The following is an 18150-nucleotide window of genomic DNA, read 5'->3' on the forward strand; positions in this document are numbered from 1 at the left end:
GCACCGTGCATGCGCACCGCCGACGACGCACTAGGCCTTGCTGGTCGCCAGGCGCGGTGTGCCTTCTGCCGGCGCGGTGGTGACCGCCACGGCAGCGGCACGCAGTTTGGGCAGCAGCCGCAGGGTCAGTGCCAGCTGGTCGCGCACCAGGCGCTGCTTGGGCGGCAGTTGCACGGCATGCTGCTCCAGCGCTTCGGCAGTGGCGATTTCCTGGCTTTCGTCGTGTGCCGGCAGCGGCTGGTGTTCGCGCAAGGCGGTGGCGATTTCGCCCAGCGCGCGCTGCAGGTAGTCGCCGGCCTGCGCGATGGCAGGATCGTGTTCGCCATCGAGCGCGGCGCGGTGCGCGCCGAGCGCAGACAGATAGCCGAGCAAGGTGTTGGACAGCGCCAGGAAGCGGAAGCCGGCATCCAGGTTGCGCCGATAGCGGCCCGGTTCGCGCAGCATGTTGGACAAGGCCACCGACAACGCGGCATCGGCGTTGTGCATGTCGCGGCGCGCGATGCGGTAGGGCAGGTCGTCGCGCATGCCGCTGGCGTATTGCTCCAGCACCTGGGCCAGATAGCGCGCGCAGCTGGCCAGCACCGTGGCCATCACCTGGTTGAGGCGGCGGCCCTGCCAGTCCGGCAGGATCAGGAACGAGGCGGCCGCAGCGATTGCGCAACCGATCAGCGTGTCGATCAGGCGTGGCCAGATCAGCACGAAACCATCGCCAAGCAGGTTGAAGCAGAACAGCGCCATCACGGTGATGCCGGCGGTGGCCAGCATGTAGCGATCGGTGCGGGTGATGAAGAAGATCAGCGCGGCGGCCAGCGCCAGCAGCAGCTGCACTTCGGTGCCGGGGAACAGCTGCATCAGCGCCCAGGTGGCGACCAGGCCGATCAGGGTGCCGGCGATGCGCTGCACCAGCCGCAGGCGGGTGGCGCCGTAATTGGGCCGGCACACGAAGGCGGTGGTGAGCAGGATCCAGTAGCCGTTGTCGGCATGAATGGACTGCATGATGGCGTAGCCGACCACCAGCGCGATGGCCATGCGCAGGCCGTGGCGGAACAGCACCGAGCCGGGCGTGAGTTGCTGCATCAGACGCGCGGCCATTTCGCGCAGGGTGTGCGGCGAGGAGTCGCGCAGGCGGGTGTCGAGGTTGTCGCTGGTGGAATCGGATTGCGCCGCTTCCGACAGCTTGCGCTCGATGCTCTGCAGGTTGGTCACCAGCAATTCCAGCGCGCCGAGCAGACGCGCCAGTGCGGGGTCGGCACGCGCGTGCAGGTAGTCCAGCGATTGCCGCAGGTCTTCGGTGGCCAGGCGGCTGTTGTCGCCGTAATCGAACGGATGGCGCAGGCGGATCGCCTCGCCCAACGCGGCGCAGGCCTTGCCCTGCAGCGCGAGCAGGCGCTGGCAGCGGTACAGCACGTCGCTGTGGAAGAACGCGTCGGTCAGCGCTTCGTAGGGATAGTGCGAGGAGCTGGCGCGCTCGTGGAATTCCTGCGCCATGTAGTACAGGCGGAAATACAGGCCCGATTGCACGCCCGGCCGCCCCGAGCGGCCGAAGCGGCTCATGATCGCGGTCTTGGCGGCGTTGAGCGCGCCGACCACCTTGGCGTTCTGTTCGGCCAGCGCCAGCCGGCGTGCGTGCAGGTCGCTCTGCCGCACCGGTTCGAACAGGTCGGCCTTGAGCTTGAGATAACGGCCCAGCTCGAAGAACAGCCGCGACAGCCGTTCGCGCACCGGGCGATTGGCGAACAGCAGGGTCCACAGGATCGACAGCACGCCGTACCAGGTGGCGCCGATCAGCAGCAGCATCGCGCCATGCCAGGCGATCGACGGATCGTGGCTGCCGTGCTGGTCCATGCCGATCATGGCGTAGATCGACAAGGCCACGGTGGCCTGCGCGATTGAGGCGTAGCGCTCGCCCAGCGCGCCGAGCAGGGTCAACGAGAAGGTCGCCACCGCCATGCCGGTCACGAACGCCAGCGGATACGGAAACAGCAGCACCACCGACGCGGCAGCAGCGGCAAAACATAGCAGCGACAGCAGCACCGACTTGATGCGGCCCAGCCAGTTGTCGTCGGTCTCGGCGATGGCGCTGGCGATCGCGCCCAGAAACAGCGCCGGCACCGCGGTGAGCTGCTGCCAGTGCCAGCACACGCCCATTGCCACCGCCAGCGCGATGAACACACGCAGGCCATAGCTGGCCTTTTCATGGGCCCACAGGCGGCTCAGGCGGGTTTCGAAGGAAGTGGTGGCCACAGTCTCTGCAAGGCAAGGTGCCCGGGCATTATTGCCGCAGGCACGCGCCATCGGGGTGGAGGGCGGCTAGTTCTTTGTCAGTAGCCGCGTTGTCGCAAGTGCCTTGGGCAAGCCGCTCAGGCCTGTGCGCCCTGCTCGCGGGCGATCGCACGCCAGCCGATGTCATTGCGCTGAAAGGCGCTGGCCCAGTGGATCGGCTGCAGACCGGCATAGGCATTGCGCTGCGCCTCCAGCACGCTGTCGCCCAGCGCGGCAACGCACAGCACGCGGCCACCGGCACTGACCACCTCACCGGTCGCATTCAATGCGGTGCCGGCATGGAAGACCTTGGCGGTGGCCGGCACCGCGTCCAGGCCGCTGATGACCTCGCCGGTGATCGGGGCTTCGGGATACGGCCTGGCGGCGATGACCACGCCCAGCGATGGGCGCGGGTCCCACTGCGCTTGCGTCTTGTCGAGCTTGCCGTCAATGGCGGCGTCCAGCAGATCCACCAGGTCCGACTGCAGGCGCAGCATCACCGGCTGGGTTTCCGGGTCGCCGAAGCGCACATTGAACTCGATCACCTTGGGCGCGCCATGCGCATCGATCATCAGCCCGGCGTACAGGAAGCCGGTGAACGGCACGCCGTCGGCGATCATGCCTTGCACGGTCGGCTCGACCACCTCGCGCATCACCCGCGCGTGCACCTCGGGCGTGACCACCGGGGCCGGCGAGTACGCGCCCATGCCGCCGGTATTGGGGCCGGTGTCTCCATCGCCGACACGCTTGTGGTCCTGGCTGGTGGCCATCGGCAAGGCGTGGGTGCCGTCGACCATCGAGATGAAGCTGGCCTCTTCGCCATCGAGGAATTCCTCGATCACCACGCGCGCGCCGGCATCGCCGAAGGCGTTGCCCGAGAGCATGTCGCGCACCGCGTCTTCGGCTTCGCTCAGCGTCATCGCCACGATCACGCCCTTGCCGGCGGCCAGGCCGTCGGCCTTGACCACGATCGGTGCGCCTTTCTCACGCACATAGGCCAGCGCGGCGTCCACCTCGGTGTGTACCGCGTAATACGCGGTGGGGATGCCATGGCGCGCCAGAAAATCTTTCGCGAAGGCCTTGCTGCCCTCCAGCTGCGCGGCCTTGGCGGTGGGCCCGAAGATACGTAGGCCGGCGGCGTGGAAACGGTCGACCACGCCCAGCACCAGCGGCACTTCCGGGCCGACCACGGTCAGTTCGACATCTTCGCGCTGCGCCAGCGCCAGCAAGCCATCCAGATCATCGACCTTGATGGCGACATTGCGGCACTTGGCTTCGGTCGCGGTGCCGGCATTGCCGGGTGCCACCAGCACCTCGCTCACGCGCGCGGACTGCGCGATCTTCCAGGCCAGGGCATGTTCACGGCCGCCGGAGCCGATGACGAGGATTTTCATGTAAGTGCCGAGATTGGGGAGTCGTGATTGGGGATTGGTTGAAGCAAGGCAGAGACCGGAAACAGGAGAGACCAGGGCGACGTTGCCACTCCCGAATCCCCACTCCCGAATCCCGGCACGTCAGTGCCTGAAATGCCGCACGCCGGTGAACACCATCGCGATGCCGTGTTCGTCGGCGGCGGCGATCACTTCGCCATCGCGCATCGAGCCGCCCGGCTGGATCACCGCCTTGATGCCGGCCGCAGCGGCGGCATCGATGCCGTCGCGGAACGGGAAGAACGCATCCGACGCCATCACCGAGCCGGCCACCGTGAGCTTGGCTTCTTCGGCCTTGAGCGCGGCGATCTTGGCGCTGACCACGCGGCTCATCTGCCCGGCGCCCACACCGATGGTGCGGTGGTCCTTGGCGTAGACAATCGCGTTGGACTTGACGTACTTGGCCACGCGCCAGGCGAACAGCAGATCGCTCAGTTCGGCCTCGCTGGGCGCGCGCTGGGTGACCACGCTCAGTTCACCCAGCGACATGCCGCGGTTGTCGGACGACTGCATCAGCAGGCCCGAGCCGATCCGCTTGGTGTCGTAGTTGTTGAGGCCGTTGCCGTGCGGGATCTTGAGCACGCGCACGTTGGCTTTCTTGGTCGCATAGTCGAGTGCGCCCGACTCGTAGTCCGGCGCGATCAGCACTTCGACGAACTGGCGATCCAGAATCGCTTTCGCAGTCGCCGCATCCAGGGTCTTGTTGAAGGCCAGGATGCCGCCGAAGGCGCTGGTCGGGTCGGTGGCGTAGGCCAGCTCGTAGGCATCGCCGCAGCCTGCGCCCACCGCCACACCGCAGGGGTTGGCGTGCTTGACGATCACGCAGGCCGGCGCATCGAACTGGCGCACGCATTCCCACGCCGCGTCGGCATCGGCCAGGTTGTTGTAGCTCAGTTCCTTGCCCTGCAATTGCTGGAAGGTGGCCAGCGTGCCCGGCACCGGATACAGGTCGCGGTAGAACGCGCCAGCCTGGTGCGGGTTCTCGCCGTAGCGCAGGTCCATCACCTTGACGAAGTTGGAATTGATCTGTGCCGGGAACGGGCTGCGCGTGGGCACGTTTTCGGTGCTATCGGCCACCGCCGACAGATAGTTGCTGATCGCCGCGTCGTACTGCGCCACGCGGTTGAACGCGGCCACCGACAGCGCAAAGCGCCTGGCCGCCGACAGCTGGCCGTCGTTGGCGTCGAGTTCGGCCAGCAGCTCGGCGTACTGCGCCGGGTCGGTGGCCACCGCCACGCGGGCGAAGTTCTTCGCCGCGCTGCGCAGCATCGCCGGGCCGCCGATATCGATGTTTTCCACCGCATCGGCCAGCGTGCAGTCGGCCTTGGCGGTCACCGATTCGAACGGATACAGGTTCAGCACCAGCAGGTCGATCGGCACGATGCCGTGTTCGGCCATCACCGCTTCGTCGATGCCGGCGCGGCCGAGCAGGCCGCCGTGCACCAGCGGGTGCAGGGTCTTGACGCGGCCGTCCATCATCTCCGGGAAACCGGTCAGCTCGGCGACGTCGGTGACCGGCAGGCCCGCCTCGCGGATCGCCTTGGCGGTGCCGCCGGTGGACAGCAGCGCGACGTTGCGCGCTGCCAGCGCGCGGGCCAGATCGATCAGGCCGGTCTTGTCGGAAACGGAGAGCAGGGCCCGGCGCACGGGCAGGAGATCAGAGGCCATCGGTGGGGGATATCAAAGCGGAGCAGCCCATATTGTAGGCCGCGCCGGCGCTTGAATGGACCCGAGCGCCCGTAATGGCGTCGATCCATGCGCCGAAAAGGCGTTGCCAGGCGCTGCTGCAGTCTATGGCGGGCGCGCTGTCGCGCGGCGGCATCAGCGCCGACCGGGCGTTCGCAGCAGCGGTGGCGTTGCTGGTGGCCGCCGCGGCACCCGCTGTGGCCGGGCATGAACGTGTGCCACCGCGACGGGATTCGATGATTGCGCAAAACTCTTTTTGGTTCCGGTCGTGCACTGACGAACACAATCCGGAGCCGGTCGCAGATTGATCAAAAAGACCTGTCTTCGGGCGTGGAATGCATGCCTGTTCTTCGGTCATGCGCACCTGTCTTCTGCTACGGCGACAGTTGCCAGCGCCGGGCTGACCGACGATCTGTGCTCGCTGATTGATTCACTCAACCGGTTCACCAGCAACGACGCTTTCGGCGAGGCGTCCCGTCGCTACTTGCTGCAACGGCTGTCGCGCAGGAGCCAGCCTTGCCATCACTCCCCGCTGCGTCTTGCCGTCACGGCCGTCCATGACCCTGCGATTCAAGCAAGACACCGCAGCGCGCGTGCGCCTTGTGGCGTTCGTCGATGACCAACCGTCGCAGTGCCGGTACTGCCCTTGCCAATGGGCCGATCCGTCTCGCCCTCACGGCGGGACGCTCCGCACCCGTTCGTCGGCCAGGGCATGCATGCCGGTTTGCGCAGCTGCTCGGAACATTCCTATGAGATCACCCTTATGAATCGCGAAAAAGTCCTGGCATTACGCACCTGCACCAACAACATGTCCGATCACTGCGGGCTGATCTGGCCGCAGTCGGGCAGTGTCGAATGCCGGCATTGGCAACCCAGCATCAAGCAGGAAAACGGCCTGACCGGCCTGTTGTGGGGACAGGGAACCAATGCGCATCTGAACATGCATGCCGATGCGCACTGGGTGGTCTGCATGGTCGATACCGCCGACATCATCTGGCTGGGCGAGGAGGGGATGATCAAGTTTCCCCGGGCCGAGGTGGTCTACGCCGGCAGCCGTGCCGGTGCCATGCAGTGCATTGCCGCGGGCATTGCGCAGCACGCGCCGCCCCAGCCGGAGCCGCCGGCAACGCCGGTCATTGCCGCGGATTTCATTCCCAAGGCAGCGCAGGCGCAATTCACCGCACCGCTCGTCGAAAGCGCTGCACATTCCACCGCGCCAATGCCGGTTGCGACCCACGGCATCGATCCACAAACCGCACAGGCTTCAGCTGCGATCCTGCGCACACGCGAAATCGCCACCTACGGCAGCACGCTCACCGGCGCCGATCAGAGCCAGCTGATCGCAGGCTATGGAAGTACCGAAACCGCGGGTAACGGCAGCGAGTTGATCGCCGGCTATGGCAGCACCGGCGTGGCCGGATCCGACAGCACCATCGTCGCCGGCTACGGCAGTTCCCAGACCGCAGGCGGCGGCAGCACACTGACGGCCGGCTATGGCAGCACCCAGACCGCGCGCCATGGCAGCGATCTGACTGCAGGTTACGGCAGCACGGAAACCGCGGGTGCAGACAGCTCGCTGATCGCCGGCTATGGCAGCACGCAAACCTCCGGCGGCGACAGCTCGTTGACTGCCGGTTACGGCAGCACCCAGACCGCGCAGAACGGCAGCGACCTCACCGCAGGCTACGGCAGCACCAGCACCGCGGGCACCGACAGCTCGTTGATTGCCGGCTATGGCAGCACCCAGACTTCGGGCGGAGAAAGCTCGCTGACCGCCGGCTATGGCAGCACGCAGACCGCGCAGGACGGCAGTGACCTCACTGCCGGCTACGGCAGCACCGGCACCGCAGGTGCCGACAGTTCCCTGATTGCCGGTTATGGCAGCACGCAGACCTCGGGTAACGACAGCTCGCTGACTGCAGGCTACGGCAGCACGCAAACCGCCCGCACCGGCAGCGACCTCACCGCCGGTTATGGCAGTACCTCCACCGCCGGTGCCGACAGCACGCTGATCGCCGGCTATGGCAGTACGCAGACCTCGGGCGGCGACAGTTCGCTCACTGCGGGCTACGGCAGCACGCAAACGGCGCGCAAAGGCAGCGATCTGACCGCCGGCTACGGCAGTACCTCCACCGCCGGTGCGGACAGCACGCTGATCGCCGGTTATGGCAGCACCCAGACCTCCGGTGGCGAGAGCTCGCTTACCGCCGGCTACGGCAGTACGCAGACCGCGCGCAAAGGCAGCGACCTGACCGCCGGCTATGGGAGTACCTCGACGGCCGGTGGCGACAGCACCTTGATTGCAGGGTACGGCAGCACGCAAACCTCTGGCGGTGACAGTTCACTCACCGCCGGCTACGGCAGCACGCAAACGGCGCGCAGCGGCAGCGACCTGACCACCGGCTATGGCAGTACCTCCACCGCCGGCGCCGACAGCACGCTGATCGCCGGCTATGGCAGTACGCAGACGTCCGGTGGTGATAGTTCGCTCACTGCCGGCTACGGCAGTACGCAGACCGCGCGCAGCGGCAGCGACCTGACCACCGGCTACGGCAGTACCTCCACCGCCGGCGCCGACAGCACCTTGATCGCCGGCTATGGCAGTACGCAGACATCGGGCGGCGACAGCTCGCTTACCGCCGGTTACGGCAGCACGCAAACCGCGCGCAAGGGCAGCGACCTGACCACCGGCTACGGCAGTACGTCCACGGCCGGTGGCGACAGCACCTTGATTGCAGGGTACGGCAGCACGCAAACCTCTGGCGGTGACAGTTCACTCACCGCTGGCTACGGCAGTACGCAGACCGCCCGCAGCGGTAGCGACCTGACCACCGGCTACGGCAGTACCTCCACCGCTGGCGCAGACAGCACCTTGATTGCAGGGTATGGCAGCACGCAAACCTCTGGCGGTGACAGTTCGCTCACCGCCGGCTATGGCAGCACGCAGACCGCGCGCAAGGGCAGCGACCTCACCACCGGCTATGGAAGTACCTCGACGGCTGGTGCCGACAGCACGCTGATTGCCGGTTATGGCAGTACGCAAACCTCCGGTGGCGACAGTTCCCTGACGGCGGGATACGGAAGCACGCAGACTGCCCGCAAAGGCAGCGACCTCACTGCCGGCTACGGCAGCACCTCCACTGCCGGTTCGGACAGTTCGTTGATCGCCGGCTACGGCAGCACGCAGACGGCCGGCTTCAAGAGCATCCTGACCACCGGCTATGGCAGCACCCAGACCGCGCAAGAGGGCAGCATGCTCACTGCCGGCTATGGCAGTTCTTCCACCGCGGGCTCGGACAGCTCGCTGATCGCCGGTTATGGCAGCACGCAGACAGCCGGCTTCAAGAGCATCCTCACCGCCGGCTACGGCAGCACGCAAACCGCGCAGGAACGCAGCACGCTCACCACCGGTTACGGCAGCACATCGACGGCAGGGCATGACAGTACGCTGATTGCCGGCTACGGCAGTACGCAGACGGCCGGCTACAAGAGCATTCTTACCACCGGCTATGGCAGTACCCAGACCGCGCAGGAAGGCAGTTCGCTGATCGCCGGCTACGGCAGTTCCTCCATGGCCGGCCCGGACAGCTCGCTGATCGCAGGGTATGGCAGTACCCAGACCGCCGGTTACGACAGCACCCTGACTGCCGGTTACGGCAGCACCCAGACCGCGCAGAGCAGCAGCTGGCTGATCACCGGTTATGGCAGTACCTCCACCGCCAGCTTCCAAAGCTCGTTGATTGCCGGCTATGGCAGCACGCAGACGGCCGGTTACGAAAGCACGCTGACCGCCGGATACGGCAGCACCCAGACCGCGCAGGAAATCAGCTGGCTCACCACCGGTTACGGCAGTACGCAAACCGCCGGCCATGGCAGCATCCTGACTGCCGGTTACGGCAGCAATTCCACCGCCGGCTACGAAAGTACCCTGATTTCCGGCTATGGCAGCACGCAGACGGCTGGTTACGAAAGCACCCTGACGGCCGGTTACGGCAGCACGCTGACCGCGCTGGAAAACAGCTCGCTCACCGCCGGCTATGGCAGTACCGAAATCGCCGGGTTTTCCAGCACCCTGATCGCCGGTTACGGCAGCAGCCAGACCGCCGGTGGCGACAGCACGCTGACTGCCGGCTATGGCAGCACCCTGACCGCGCAGGACAACAGCTCGTTGACCGCAGGCTACGGCAGCACCGAAATCGCCGGGCAGGACAGCTCGCTGATTGCCGGCTATGGCAGCAGCTTGACCAGCGGCGTGCGCAGCTATCTGACCGCCGGCTACGGCAGCAACCAGATCGCCAGCTATGGCAGCTCGCTGATCGCAGGACACGAAAGTACCCAGATTGCCGGTCACCGCAGCATGCTGATTGCCGGCAAGCTGAGTTCGCAGACGGCCGGCTCGCGCAGCACGTTGATCGCCGGCATGGGCAGCGTGCAGACCGCGGGTGACCGCAGCAAGCTGATCGCCGGCGCCGACAGCACCCAGATCGCTGGCGATCGCAGCAAGTTGCTGGCCGGTAGCAACAGCTTCCTCACCGCCGGGGACCGCAGCAGGCTCACCGCCGGCGATGACTGCACGCTGATGGCGGGCGACCGCAGCAAGTTGACCGCTGGCAAGAACAGCATCCTGACGGCGGGCGCCAACAGCAGATTGATCGGCAGCCTGGGCTCCACCCTGACCGGTGGCGAGGACTCGGTGCTGATCTTTCGCTGCTGGGACGGCAAGCGCTACACCAACATCATCGCCAAGACCGGGGAAGAGGGCGTCGAGGCCGACACCGCCTATCAGATCGATGACGACAAGAACGTGGTGGAGAAGTTCGACGATCCGTTCGACACGCTCGCCACCATCGTGCCGGACCATGGCGGCGGCCCGGCCCCGGCAGCGGATCAAGCAGCGGTGACGCAATTGCCGAACTGAGCAGGCAACTCGCCCAGGCGATCGGCATCGCCGATCCAGCACTGCAGCCAACTGCCGGATCCCCGGCGGTTGACCCGATCAGATGAAGAGCGCGCGCGAGCAGGGCACGCTGGGCGCGACGGAAGTCCTGCGCCGAGGCGTGGGATCAAGAGCGAACACTTTGGGCAGCCCGACCGGGCATCAACACGCAGAACATTCCACAACGCGCAACGAGATCGGCCATCGGCCGCGTCATCACCAAGCGTGCCAGCGCAGCGCATTACCAGCCCGCAGCACACCCCAACGCTCTAACGATTCCCCAATCCGGATTCCCGATTCCCGGCTTACGTCAGCCCGTACTCTTTCAGCTTCTTGCGCAGCGTGGCGCGGTGAATGCCCAGCATCGCCGCCGCGCGGCTCTGGTTGCCTTCGCAGTGGTTAAGCACTTCCACGAACAACGGGATCTCCATCTCGCGCAGCACGATTTCGTACACGTCGTCGGCGTCGCTGCCGTCCAGGTCGCGCAGGTAACGGCGGACGGACTGGGCCACGTGTTCGCGCAGCGGCGACTTCGGGGCGCCACGACTGGTGTCAGGACGAGAGGGGGCTGCGTTCAAAGGAGGTTTCCCAGTGTCACGAAGCCGGGACGCGTGGCCGGCGAGGGGGAGTGAGTCTAGCGCGTGACCTCCCCGCTCGCCACGCCCGTGTGGCCGTGGGCGCAGGTCGGGTCCGCTCAGCGGAAGTCGAAACTGAAGGCCGCCGTGCTCGCGGCCGGTTCGCGCACGCGAAAGGCCACCTGCACCGCCTGGCCCGGCGCGAGCGTGTCCTGCGCGGCTGGCGGCTGGCCCAGATACTCCTGCGGCGCCAGCACACGCGTGCCGATCACCCGCCCGTCGGCGTCGGACAGCGACAGCTGCAGCCACGGCCAGGCCTGCGCCCAGCGTGCCTCGTTGCGGAAGCTGGCCTGGATCTGCAGCACGCCCGGCACCCCGGGCAGCGGGCGCACCTCGCGATTGAGCAAGGTCAGTGCGGCCGGCTCGCGCCAGGCCGGCAGGGTGCAGCGCGCCACCGTGCAGGCGGCGCTGACCAGCGGACGCCAGCGCGCATCGGCGGCCAGCTGCGCACGGTCGGCGATGATGATCTGCAAGGCCAGCAGGCCGACCAGCCCGACCAGCAACGCCCACTGGCGGCCGCTGGCGCGCAGCCGTGGCCGGCTCAGCCCGCGCCGTGCGAATGCAGGCGCGGCCTGGGCTGGCAGTGGATGGAACTGGGCGGGCGCCGCTGCGCCGGCAGCGTCCGCGTCGCTGCCGCCTGGCTCGGCGTCCGTGTCCGGAGCGCTGCCGGGTGCTGGCAGGGCGGCCAGGTCGGAAGCGGGGGCGGACGCGGTGCCTTGCTCACGCTGCCGGTCTGTGCCTGCCACGCCGCCTGCCGCCACGCCACCCGGATGCGGGGTGGTCGGCTGTGCAGCGGCAGTGCCGTCGAGCGCGCTGCGGGTGTCGCTGCGGCCGGCCGCTGTGTCTTCGGCAGGATCGCCGGGCAGCTGGGGCGTGGTCGCCGTGGTCCACGCCAGCCGGTCCGGCTCGGCGGCATCTGCCGCGGTCTGGCCGGCATCGCCAGGTGGCAGCACGACGTCCACTGGCATCGAGTCGCTATGCGGCGTCGCCGCCGGTGGCGCAGACGGCGGCGGAACGAGCGGCGCCGCCGGGGCGGCCACCGGCTCGGCCAATGGTGCCGGCACCAGTGCGTCGGCCGGCACCGGCGGCGCGTGCAGCGGCGCGTCGGCCGCGGGCACCACCGGGGTCGGGATCAGCGACGGGGCAGCCGGCGTCGCACGCAGGAACGTGGCCAGGGGGCGGCGCGGTGGCGGAGTCTCGGACATCGGCAGGCGTGCAGCGGGAAGAACCCTATTCAACCACGCGCACGCCAATGGGCGAACCCGGGCGCGTCATGCGTGCGGCACGCAGCCGCAAGCGCAGATGCCGCTTCCATCGACTGCGGGGTACGCATCCCGTTGGCTGGCCAACCGTCGCGCCGCTGTGACCACCCCGCCGCAGCCCAAGGCCGCATTCCAGCGCAGACCGCACTTCAGCCAACGAGCAAACGCAACAACCGGCGCACGTCATCCACATCCGACTGAGCCAGCTACCAACACCGAGCTTGCCTCACAAACGAAGCCCCAAGCAGCCTGCCCCCGATTCCCGATTCCCGATTCCCGATTCCCGATTCCCGATTCCCGAATCCCCAACTCAACGCCGACGCCGCGTCTTGCCCTCGGCCAGCAACAGATCGAGCAGGCCGCTGCGCTGGCGCGGCGCCAGCGTGTCGAAGCGGTTCAGCAGCACGCGTTGCTGCTCGTCCAGATGGCGGTACTGCGCGGGTTCTTCGGCGATCGTCGGTACCGGTGGGCCGAAGGTGCGCTCGCCGCGGCCGGTGGCCAGGTATTCGAACGCCATGCCGCTGCGCTTGGCCAGGCCGATCAGGTTGTCCACCGAAGGCGCGGTGCCTTCGGCCATCTCCCACTGCGCCACCGCGCTACGGGTCACGCCCAGCTCGCCGGCCAAACCTTCCTGGGTCAGCTTGGTCAGGGCGCGGGCTTCGCGGACGCGTTCGTACAACTTGCTCACACGGCACCGTGAGTGGGGAACGGGCCGGGAGATATAGCCCTAGCAGCAATCAGAGATAGTTCGTATACCTTTCATATGCCGATATGTTTGCGATACTGTCCGGGCGTCAATGATGACGGGATCACAGCGAACTCAAGGAGGATATCCATGGTCGAGCCAGCCGCTCCCAAATCCGCCCGTTCCACCACGCCTTCAACGCCGCCCGCCGCGCCACCGCCCGCGGCATGGCCGGCACATTCGCCGCTGGATCCGGCGATCACCCGCTTTCGGGGCGCGCCGTGTTACCAGGTCTGGCAGCGCCAGGACGCGTGGACCGCGGTGGCCGACGGCACGCAGTGGTCGGCCGGGCTGGCGCCGCGGTGGTGGGCGCTGCGCCAGCGGCACTGGCGGCTGCTGGCGCTCAGTGTGGGTTTGCTGGCGCTGGCCGGCGGCCTGGCCAGCCTGGGCCCGCGGACGTGGTCGCTGCCGGCCTGGGCGGCGTTGCTGCTGGCCGAGCTGGGCCTGCGCGTGCAGCTGGCCCGGCAGGCCGGGCCGTGGCGCAACGCGGCGCTGCGGCGTGCCGGCTGGCAGGCGGTGACCCGCCTGCGCGCCATCAGCGTGGCCGATGCGGTGACCACCGCGCAGATCCGCGCCGGCCGGCCACACCGCTGACCCGACGCGGCGTCAGTGGCGGCGCACGCCGTCGATGCGCATCCAGTCTTCGTCGCGTTCGCAACGCAGTTGCTCGAACCAGGGCGCGTAGCGCTGCAGCAGCTCCTCTTCCTGACCATGCAGGATGCCCGACAGCGCAATCCGTCCGCCCGGCGCCACGCGTGCGGACAAGGTGTCGGCCAGCGCATCCAGCGCCGAGGCCAGGATGTTGGCGACCACCACCGGATAGGTCTGCACCGGCTCGTCCTGCGGCAGGTACACCGCCAGCTGCGCCTGCAAGGCGTTGCGCTCGGCATTGTCGGCAGTGGCCAGCAGCGCCTGCGGATCGTTGTCCACGCCCACCGCGCTGGCCGCGCCCAACTTCAGCGCGGCGACGGCGAGAATGCCCGAACCGCAGCCGAAATCCAGCACGCTGCGGCCCTGCAGCTCGCCACTGCCGGCCAGGCTGTCCAGCCAGCGCAGGCACAGCGCGGTGGTCTGGTGCGTGCCCGAGCCGAACGCCAGGCCCGGATCCAGACGGATCACTGCGGCGTCGGGCGCTTGCGCGGCCTCGGGCAGCGCGTGATTCCACGGCACGATGAAGGTGCGCGCGCCGAACTGCATCGGCTTGAACTGATCCATCCAGGCGCGTTCCCAGTCGCTGTCGTCGACCGTGCGGAACGCGACCTGGCTCCAGTCCAGCCCGGGGTCGAACGCTTCCAGCGCGGCGAGTAGCACCAGCGCATCGCTGTCGCCGTCGAACAGGGCGTTCAGCACCATGGTGTTCCACAGCGGCGTTTCGCCGACGCCGGGCTCGAGAATGGCGCGCTCGTTGCTGGTATCGGCATTGGCGTCGAGCAGCGTCACCGCCAGCGCGCCGATGTCGTCCAGCGCATTCTGGTAACGGGGCTGGGTGGCGTCGGAGCAGGGCAGGGTCAGTTCAAGAAACGGCATCGTGGCGGTCGGGCAATTCGAAAGCGTGCATCGTAGACCATTCATGCAGGCGGGCTCCTGCGCGACGGGGGCCGGATAGGCAGACGCACCGCGTGCGCGATACGGCGGATGCCGTCGCCTGATCGGTGCAATCCGCACATGCGGCGCGGTGGTGCCGGCCGCTGCCGGCGCAGCACGCGGGCGCGCCGGCAACCAGACGCCCGCTGCGCACCACGCACGCCACACCTGCGCAGATCACCGTCCTCATGCAATGCACCGTCCGCCGTTCGCATCGGCAGCGTCCGCTTGCGCGCCAGCGTGCGTGGGCGCGGGTGCTAGACTCCGCGCCGTCGCTGCGGGGCTTTCCGCAGCAGGGTCGCCGCTGTCCATGCCGCTTGCTCGTGCCCGCCATCTCTGGCTGTTGCTGGCTCCCGTCGCGCTCGCGGCGGCGGCCTGGTGGCATGTGCGCGCGCAACCGGGCGATTCGCCCACCGCCGCGCTGCCGGCGGTTGCCAGCAATGCCCGTGCCGGCGCGCCGGCAGCGGTGGCGCACGCGCCCGCCGAACGCGGCACTGCCCTGCAGCTGCCCTACCGCGATGCGGTGGACGCGCAGCCTGACCTGTACCGCTATGCGCAGCAGTTGCAGCAGCAGGTGCGCGCCGGCAATGCGCAGGCGGGCTGGCGCCTGAGCCGCGTCTACGATTACTGCGCGCCGTATGCGTCCAGCCCGGCCGGTTACGCCGCCGACAGCGCCTGGATCGCCGCGCAACACACGCCCGGCGTGGCGGCGATGCACGCGGCGCGCACGCGCGTGGCGCAACGCTGCGCCGGCTTTGCGCCCAGCGACGGCCTAAGCCCGCGGCTGGTGGCGCAGCAACGGCAGGCAGCCGCGCGTGCAGGCAACCTGGCTGCCGAGGCGGCGTTGCTGGCGCTAGGCGAGCCGCTGCAGCGCTCACCCAGCTACAAGCGCGCGCTGGTGCAGCGCGTGCTGGCCTCGCGCGACCCGGAGGCCTACCTGGCGCTGGCGCCGGCAATGGGCGCGCGCGCCAGTGGCGATGACAGCCTCGACGGCTACGTGGCCGGCGATCAGTTCGCCGAGCTGGCCTGGCAGGTGGCTGCATGCCGGCTGGGGCTGGATTGCAGTGCAGACAGCACCCTGGTCACCAGTTATTGCGCCAACGCGGGCATCTGCTCGCGCAACAGCGCACAGGATTTCGTGTCGTTCGTATTCGATGCCGCGGTGCCGCGGCAGGGAGCAGACAGAGTGGATGAGATGGTCGATAGCTTGGTCTCCGAGCCGGGAGCGCAGTCATGAATTACCGTCGCCTGGCGCATGGCGCCAAGTTCTGGTTCTGGGTCGCGTTGTTCGTGGCGTATTCGGCCGCGGCCGTGGGCATCGTGATGATCGACACCGCCGATCACCGCTACCAGCCGCTGTCGGTCAAGTCGACCACGGTCGCCGCCGACGAACAGCAGCGACGGCATGGCGCCAGCCAGGTGGCCGCGGTGTACCGCGCCAGCAGCGCGATGCCGTTTTCGACATTGCCGGCCGGCTCCACCTTCCAGGTGGTGTGGCCGGATGGCTCCACCGAAACCATGACCGTGGTCGACCCGGCCTCCTCCAGCGGCATCGTGCCGGTGCCGGGCAGCCAGCAGCCGGCGCCGCGGATCCGCTAGCACCCAGGATCCGGTAGGAGCGCACCTGGGCGCGACGAGGTTCCACCGATAAAGCGCGGTCGCGCCCGGGTGCGCTCCTACGCATAGGTCGGCTGGCCGTGTGAGGCACTGCCGGCGCGATGCACCGGAAATAACGCAACAAGCCCGGTTTCCCGGGCTTGTTGCGCGGTGCACTGGCCGGTGCGATCAGACCAGCGCGATCGACTTGTTCTTGCGCTCGGCCAGGCGCTTTTCCAGATAGTGGATGTTCTGCCCACCGGCCTGGAAGCCCTTGTCGCGCATGATGCGCTGCTGCAGCGGGATGTTGGTCTTGATGCCGTCCACCACCATCTCGCTCAGCGCCACGCGCATGCGCGCAATCGCGGTCTCGCGATCGGGGCCATGCACGATCAGCTTGCCGATCATCGAGTCGTAGTTCGGCGGCACCTTGTAGCCGGCGTAGATGTGCGTATCCACACGCACGCCCGGGCCACCGGGCGGATGGAACGCGGTGATCAGGCCCGGATTGGGCATGAAGGTTTCCGGGTCCTCGGCATTGATGCGGCACTCGATCGCATGCCCACGCAGCACGATGTCGCTCTGCTTGATGGTCAGCTTGCGGCCGGCGGCAATGCGCAACTGCTCGCAGACCAGGTCGATGCCGGTGATGCGCTCGGTGACCGGATGCTCCACCTGGATGCGCGTGTTCATTTCGATGAAGTAGAAACGCCCGTCTTCGAACAGGAACTCGAAGGTACCCGCGCCGCGATAGCCGATGCGGATGCAGGCATCCACGCAGACCTTACCGATCTCGTTGCGCAGTTCTTCGGTGATGCCCGGGGCCGGCGCTTCTTCCACCACCTTCTGGTGGCGGCGCTGCATCGAGCAATCGCGTTCGCCCAGATGGATCGCGCCGCCCTGGCCGTCGGCCAGCACCTGGATTTCCACGTGACGCGGATTTTCCAGGAACTTCTCCATGTAGACCTGATCGTTGCTGAAGGCGGCCTTGGCTTCGGACTTGGTGGTTTCGATGGCGGCCTTCAACGCGGCCTCCGAATGCACCACGCGCATGCCGCGCCCGCCGCCGCCGCCGGCGGCCTTGATGATCACCGGGTAGCCGATCTCGCGCGCCACCTTGGTGTTGGCGACGATGTCGTCGCCCAGCGGGCCGCCGGAACCCGGCACGCACGGCACGCCGGCGGCCTTCATCGCGCGAATCGCCTCCACCTTGTCGCCCATCAGGCGGATGGTGTCGGCCTTGGGGCCGATGAAGATGAAGCCGGATTCTTCCACGCGCTCGGCAAAGTCGGCGTTTTCCGACAGGAAGCCGTAGCCGGGATGGATGGCCTGCGCATCGGTCACCTCGGCCGCGGCGATCAACGCCGGGATGTTGAGGTAACTGTCGCTGGAGGCGGCCGGGCCGATACACACCGACTCGTCGGCCATGGCCACGTGCTTGAGGTTGCGGTCGACCGTGGAATGCACCGCGACCGTGCGGATGCCGAGCGTGTGGCACGCGCGCAGGATGCGCAGCGCGATTTCACCTCGGTTGGCGATGACGACTTTATCTAGCATGGGATTGGGGATTCGAGAGTGGTGATTCGTAGAGGGCGCCGGGCTCGCGCAGATGGCGCGATTCGTCCAGCGTGCGGATCAATGCATTGAGCCTGGCAAACGTGCGATTCAAAAGATCCAGGGTTGCCGTATCGGGCGAACCGAACTGCAGCCGTGCGGCAATCTGCAGTTGCGTATCCAGTTCCGCCAGCGAACCCCGCGCCATCGACAGATAACGCAGGTACTCGGCAGTGGAACGCCGCGCGGCGCCTTCGGCAATGTTGGAGGGCACGCTGATCGCAGCGCGCCGCATCTGTGCCGTCAGTCCGAAACGTTCGGAATCAGGAAAGTCGTGGCTCAGGCGGTAGATCGCTTCGACAAGCGACATCGCATCGCGCCAGACCATCAGGCGCTCATGCGGTCGCTCTTGCGAATCCCGGCTTTTCCACAGCCGTATGGCTGTCATCACGACTCTCCC

15 protein-coding genes are annotated in these 18150 nt (G+C 67.7%); 6 read left to right on the forward strand and 9 right to left on the reverse strand.

Going from position 1 to position 18150, the window contains the following annotated elements:
* Positions 1-30: 30 nt before the first annotated feature.
* From yccS to purH, 3 genes are all read right to left on the reverse strand, one after another.
* Positions 31-2244, reverse strand: a complete 2214-nt coding sequence (yccS, locus tag ACCQ04_RS02600; protein ID WP_226426928.1) for a YccS family putative transporter — start codon at positions 2242-2244, stop codon at positions 31-33.
* A 116-nt stretch (positions 2245-2360) separates the two neighbouring features.
* Positions 2361-3656 carry a phosphoribosylamine--glycine ligase gene (gene purD / locus ACCQ04_RS02605; protein ID WP_226426927.1) on the reverse strand — a complete coding sequence of 432 codons (1296 nt, stop codon included), beginning with the start codon at positions 3654-3656 and terminating at the stop codon, positions 2361-2363.
* Positions 3657-3776: 120 nt separating this feature from the next.
* Positions 3777-5360 carry a bifunctional phosphoribosylaminoimidazolecarboxamide formyltransferase/IMP cyclohydrolase gene (gene purH, locus ACCQ04_RS02610; RefSeq protein ID WP_226426926.1) on the reverse strand — a complete coding sequence of 528 codons (1584 nt, stop codon included), beginning with the start codon at positions 5358-5360 and terminating at the stop codon, positions 3777-3779.
* Between the two features lie 74 nt (positions 5361-5434).
* On the opposite strand from purH, the gene ACCQ04_RS02615 reads away from it, so the two are divergent.
* The 3 genes from ACCQ04_RS02615 (at position 5435) to ACCQ04_RS02625 (ending at position 10296) form a co-directional block, all read left to right on the forward strand.
* Positions 5435-5686, forward strand: a complete 252-nt coding sequence (locus ACCQ04_RS02615; RefSeq protein WP_104569175.1) for a hypothetical protein — start codon at positions 5435-5437, stop codon at positions 5684-5686.
* Positions 5683-5997: a hypothetical protein gene (locus ACCQ04_RS02620; RefSeq protein ID WP_184381108.1), complete on the forward strand. Its 315-nt coding sequence runs from the start codon at positions 5683-5685 to the stop codon at positions 5995-5997. The genes ACCQ04_RS02615 and ACCQ04_RS02620 overlap by 4 nt, the downstream gene beginning before the upstream one ends.
* Positions 5998-6141: 144 nt before the next feature.
* Positions 6142-10296: a beta strand repeat-containing protein gene (locus ACCQ04_RS02625; protein WP_226426925.1), complete on the forward strand. Its 4155-nt coding sequence runs from the start codon at positions 6142-6144 to the stop codon at positions 10294-10296.
* A gap of 323 nt (positions 10297-10619) precedes the next feature.
* On the opposite strand, the gene fis is transcribed toward ACCQ04_RS02625, so the two are convergent.
* The 3 genes from fis to ACCQ04_RS02640 all read right to left on the reverse strand — a co-directional run bounded on the left by fis (position 10620) and on the right by ACCQ04_RS02640 (position 12899).
* Positions 10620-10892 (reverse strand): DNA-binding transcriptional regulator Fis, encoded by a 273-nt coding sequence (gene fis / locus ACCQ04_RS02630; protein ID WP_002804983.1) that lies wholly within the window; start codon positions 10890-10892, stop codon positions 10620-10622.
* A 116-nt stretch (positions 10893-11008) separates the two neighbouring features.
* On the reverse strand, positions 11009-12154 hold the full coding sequence (locus ACCQ04_RS02635) for a DUF3426 domain-containing protein (RefSeq protein ID WP_226426924.1): 1146 nt from the start codon (positions 12152-12154) through the stop codon (positions 11009-11011).
* A gap of 367 nt (positions 12155-12521) precedes the next feature.
* The gene (locus ACCQ04_RS02640; protein ID WP_054591306.1) at positions 12522-12899 is read right to left on the reverse strand and encodes a helix-turn-helix transcriptional regulator; all 378 of its coding nucleotides are present in this window, start codon (positions 12897-12899) and stop codon (positions 12522-12524) included.
* Positions 12900-13040: 141 nt separating this feature from the next.
* Between ACCQ04_RS02640 and ACCQ04_RS02645 the strand changes: the two genes are divergently transcribed.
* Positions 13041-13550 carry a hypothetical protein gene (locus tag ACCQ04_RS02645; protein WP_372358765.1) on the forward strand — a complete coding sequence of 170 codons (510 nt, stop codon included), beginning with the start codon at positions 13041-13043 and terminating at the stop codon, positions 13548-13550.
* A 12-nt stretch (positions 13551-13562) separates the two neighbouring features.
* On the opposite strand, the gene prmA is transcribed toward ACCQ04_RS02645, so the two are convergent.
* On the reverse strand, positions 13563-14483 hold the full coding sequence (gene prmA / locus ACCQ04_RS02650) for a 50S ribosomal protein L11 methyltransferase (RefSeq protein ID WP_039509979.1): 921 nt from the start codon (positions 14481-14483) through the stop codon (positions 13563-13565).
* Positions 14484-14850: 367 nt separating this feature from the next.
* Between prmA and ACCQ04_RS02655 the strand changes: the two genes are divergently transcribed.
* A complete protein-coding gene (locus ACCQ04_RS02655; RefSeq protein ID WP_046345555.1) occupies positions 14851-15777 on the forward strand; it encodes a hypothetical protein in 927 nt (308 codons plus the stop codon).
* Positions 15774-16139, forward strand: coding sequence for a hypothetical protein (locus ACCQ04_RS02660; RefSeq protein WP_016903365.1), 366 nt, complete (start codon positions 15774-15776; stop codon positions 16137-16139). The genes ACCQ04_RS02655 and ACCQ04_RS02660 overlap by 4 nt, the downstream gene beginning before the upstream one ends.
* A gap of 186 nt (positions 16140-16325) precedes the next feature.
* Here the strand turns inward: ACCQ04_RS02660 and accC are convergent, their stop codons facing one another.
* Positions 16326-17693: an acetyl-CoA carboxylase biotin carboxylase subunit gene (accC, locus tag ACCQ04_RS02665; protein ID WP_016903366.1), complete on the reverse strand. Its 1368-nt coding sequence runs from the start codon at positions 17691-17693 to the stop codon at positions 16326-16328.
* Positions 17683-18138, reverse strand: coding sequence for a four helix bundle protein (locus tag ACCQ04_RS02670; RefSeq protein ID WP_184457347.1), 456 nt, complete (start codon positions 18136-18138; stop codon positions 17683-17685). Before ACCQ04_RS02670 ends, accC begins: the two co-directional genes overlap by 11 nt.
* Positions 18139-18150: the final 12 nt, after the last annotated feature.

This window comes from Xanthomonas sp. NCPPB 2866 (genome assembly GCF_041475745.2).
In the GTDB taxonomy this organism is placed as follows: domain Bacteria; phylum Pseudomonadota; class Gammaproteobacteria; order Xanthomonadales; family Xanthomonadaceae; genus Xanthomonas; species Xanthomonas arboricola.

Coding starts and splice junctions, on each gene's coding strand:
- purD (WP_226426927.1), bottom strand. CDS start 3,656: ATGAAAATCCTCGTCATCGGCTCCGGCGGCCGTGAACATGCCCTGGCC.
- purH (WP_226426926.1), bottom strand. CDS start 5,360: ATGGCCTCTGATCTCCTGCCCGTGCGCCGGGCCCTGCTCTCCGTTTCC.
- ACCQ04_RS02615 (WP_104569175.1), top strand. CDS start 5,435: ATGGCGTCGATCCATGCGCCGAAAAGGCGTTGCCAGGCGCTGCTGCAG.
- ACCQ04_RS02625 (WP_226426925.1), top strand. CDS start 6,142: ATGAATCGCGAAAAAGTCCTGGCATTACGCACCTGCACCAACAACATG.
- ACCQ04_RS02635 (WP_226426924.1), bottom strand. CDS start 12,154: ATGTCCGAGACTCCGCCACCGCGCCGCCCCCTGGCCACGTTCCTGCGT.
- prmA (WP_039509979.1), bottom strand. CDS start 14,483: ATGCCGTTTCTTGAACTGACCCTGCCCTGCTCCGACGCCACCCAGCCC.
- ACCQ04_RS02655 (WP_046345555.1), top strand. CDS start 14,851: ATGCCGCTTGCTCGTGCCCGCCATCTCTGGCTGTTGCTGGCTCCCGTC.
- ACCQ04_RS02660 (WP_016903365.1), top strand. CDS start 15,774: ATGAATTACCGTCGCCTGGCGCATGGCGCCAAGTTCTGGTTCTGGGTC.
- accC (WP_016903366.1), bottom strand. CDS start 17,693: ATGCTAGATAAAGTCGTCATCGCCAACCGAGGTGAAATCGCGCTGCGC.
- ACCQ04_RS02670 (WP_184457347.1), bottom strand. CDS start 18,138: ATGACAGCCATACGGCTGTGGAAAAGCCGGGATTCGCAAGAGCGACCG.